Source organism: Microvirga roseola (assembly GCF_020866965.1).
GTDB lineage: Bacteria > Pseudomonadota > Alphaproteobacteria > Rhizobiales > Beijerinckiaceae > Microvirga > Microvirga roseola.
The window spans coordinates 1-2611 of record NZ_JAJATX010000134.1; the positions used below are offsets into that span (position 1 = coordinate 1).

The following is a 2611-nucleotide window of genomic DNA, read 5'->3' on the forward strand; positions in this document are numbered from 1 at the left end:
ATGGGGGTGGATCAAGGCAGCCCGCGCGCTGGTGGGGCGGCTAGCCCGCCGCTAAGCGGCAGCTCCTCCCTGGCAGATCAGTGGGTATCCGGCTCCAGACTGAAGGCCAAAGCATCAGACTGGACGATGGGTTCAGGAGCTTTTGCAATGAGCCAGGATATGGTCCCCTAGAGCGGAGGAGCTGCCCGCGCAGATCCGCAAATCTCGGGAGTTGGGGTTATGCCAGAGGCAGGAGGGTACCATGTTGTGCTCGGCGCGACCGGAGGCGCAGGGCGTGCCCTCGTTGGCGAATTGGCGCGTCAGGGCCGCCGTGTACGGGCGGTGAGCCGCAGAGCCGCTGGCCCATGGCCAAACGGCGTCGAGACGGTCCCGGCCGATCTCATGCGGTCCGAGGACGTTCGGAAGGCGTGCAAGGACGCGGCCGTTGTTTATCATGCTGCAAACGTCCCGTACTCCCAATGGCAGCGGGTCCTGCCAGCCATGGCTGACAACGTGATCGCGGGAGCCTCCGCCGCCGATGCGGTGCTGGTGGTCGTCGACAACCTCTATATGTACGGCCCACCGAGTGGATCCATGACGGAAGATACCCCTCGTCGGGCGACCGGCGCCAAAGGACAGTTGCGGGTCCGGCTGGAAGAAAAGTTCCTGGCAGCCCACGCCAGCAGGCGCGTGGGCGTCGTAATTGGCCGCGGGTCGGATTTTTACGGGCCGCAGGCAAATTCAGCCGCCAATCAACTGGTGATCAAGCCGGCCCTGCAGGGAAAAACTGCCTCCTGGCTTGGCTCACTGGATGTGCCGCATACGCTTACCTATCTTCCCGACTTCGCCCGTGGCCTGGTTACCCTTGGAACGAATGCCCGCGCCTGGGGCGAGGTCTGGCACATTCCAAGCGGCCCACCAGTGACGGGGCGGACCTTCATCACGGAAGTCTATGAGGAGCTGGGCCAACAACCGCGGATACGGCGACTTGGGCGGGGGATGATGACGCTTGCTGGCCTGTTCAACCGGCAGATCCGCGAGGCCCGCGAGGTCCTCTACCAGTTTGAGCAGCATTTCGTGATGAATACCTCCAAATTCGAGCAGACGTTTGGGGCCACTGTGACACCGCTGCGGGAAGGCATCCGCGAGACCCTCTCGGAATTGCGAGCCACCTCCTGAGCCTGCGCCGACTGTCTCAAGAAGGCACAGGACACAACCGAAGCTTAGGGGAGGCAGCACTGGAAATCAGGCCCGCTAGGGTGCTCGGCACAAAAAGCGCTCACGGATCCGTGAGCGTGTAACCAAACGGGGCGCCCGTCCGAACTAACAGACAGTAACGCGGTAACCGCTGCATCTCCCCGGCAGGGCCTGTGCCCTCCGCTTCTGTTTAGGAAGGACGCCATGAACACACGTGCTGAAGCCTCCGTGCCCTTGGTTCAGAGAAAGGGCGGAACGCTCAATCTTGCCCGCCCGTTTCCGTTCAGTGGGCGACAGGTCCTAATTGCTCTGGCGGCTGCTGCGCTTGTCGGGGGTGCTGCCCTCAACCGGGGCTGGCTCGTTGCCCTTGGGATTGCACCGCTTCTGCTCTCCCTGGCGCCCTGTATCGCCATGTGTGCCCTGGGGCTGTGCATGATGCGAGGCTCGAAGGGGTGCGGCAGCCAGAGATCACCTGGTGATCAGCAGCTGCAGCCCGTGCCGGTCAAGCTATCCCGGCCTGGCCAGCCCTAAGCGCCGGCCCATCTCGACACCCAGAAACCTCAATTTAGCCCAGGAGATAAACATGAGCATGATCAGAAAAACGTCTTTCGCTGCCGTGGCCGTAGCTGCCGGTCTAATCGCAGCACCGGCGCTCTACGCCCAGGGCGCCCCATCCGGCAACACGAACAGCATGCCGGGAACGATGGATCATGGCGCCATGATGGGCAGTGGCGGAATGATGGGCGGCGACATGGGCTCCATGATGCAGATGATGGAGAACTGCAACCGCATGATGCAAGCCATGAACGATCAGAACGCCCCCAATCCGTCGCGTGAGACCCCGCCCGTTCCCGGGCAGAGGGGCTAAGCGAGACGTGCAGCCGCCGCGTTATTCTAGCTGCTCCGCGCGGCGGCTGCTTTCAACCTCGGTCGCACTTCCGATGGCTGGATCCGAGGTTGGGCCCGTTTTCAGTCACAGCACGGACAATCCTGTGGAGGAGGTCTTGGATGCCTCGTAACTACGACCAGCTTGAACAGCAGGTGCTAAGGGCCTCCAAGCAGGCACTCGCAGACGGTCGGACCGACGTTGCGGATCATCTCCTCTATGCCCTTGAGGCCCTCGATCTGGACGCCGAAGGTCCGGCGCTGAAGTCGGCCTGCCAATCCATTCCGGGCGAGAGAAAAGCGCGCCCGCAACGGCACTGAGGTCCAACATCCTTCAGCACAGGTGAATTCCATGATGACGAAACCATCACGATCTATTCTGGCGCTGCTGGTGGCGACGGGCATCCTGCTACCCTCCGCGACCTGGCTGGCGAAGGGCGTGAATGCGGCCGAGACCATCGCAGTCAAGGAACTGCCGAGCCAGACGCATATCCGTGGCCTTGCGGTGGATCGGCAGGATCCATCCAAGCTGCTCATCGCCACCCATCAC

4 protein-coding genes are annotated in these 2611 nt (G+C 62.6%); all 4 read left to right on the forward strand.

The window, feature by feature from the left end:
• The first annotated feature begins 219 nt into the window (after positions 1–219).
• Positions 220–1158: an NAD-dependent epimerase/dehydratase family protein gene (locus tag LG661_RS24420; protein ID WP_230534595.1), complete on the forward strand. Its 939-nt coding sequence runs from the start codon at positions 220–222 to the stop codon at positions 1156–1158.
• Between the two features lie 601 nt (positions 1159–1759).
• Entirely contained in the window at positions 1760–2044 is a 285-nt protein-coding gene (locus tag LG661_RS24425) for a hypothetical protein (RefSeq protein ID WP_230534596.1), read from the forward strand.
• Between the two features lie 140 nt (positions 2045–2184).
• Entirely contained in the window at positions 2185–2382 is a 198-nt protein-coding gene (locus tag LG661_RS24430; RefSeq protein WP_230534597.1) for a hypothetical protein, read from the forward strand.
• Between the two features lie 31 nt (positions 2383–2413).
• Positions 2414–2611, forward strand: a 198-nt coding sequence (locus tag LG661_RS24435) for a hypothetical protein (protein WP_230534598.1), incomplete at its 3' end; no start/stop codon positions are given.

What these genes read in the sequence shown, in the direction of transcription:
- LG661_RS24425 (WP_230534596.1), top strand. Translation starts at nt 1,760, where the DNA reads ATGAGCATGATCAGAAAAACGTCTTTCGCTGCCGTGGCCGTAGCTGCC.
- LG661_RS24420 (WP_230534595.1), top strand. Translation starts at nt 220, where the DNA reads ATGCCAGAGGCAGGAGGGTACCATGTTGTGCTCGGCGCGACCGGAGGC.
- LG661_RS24430 (WP_230534597.1), top strand. Translation starts at nt 2,185, where the DNA reads ATGCCTCGTAACTACGACCAGCTTGAACAGCAGGTGCTAAGGGCCTCC.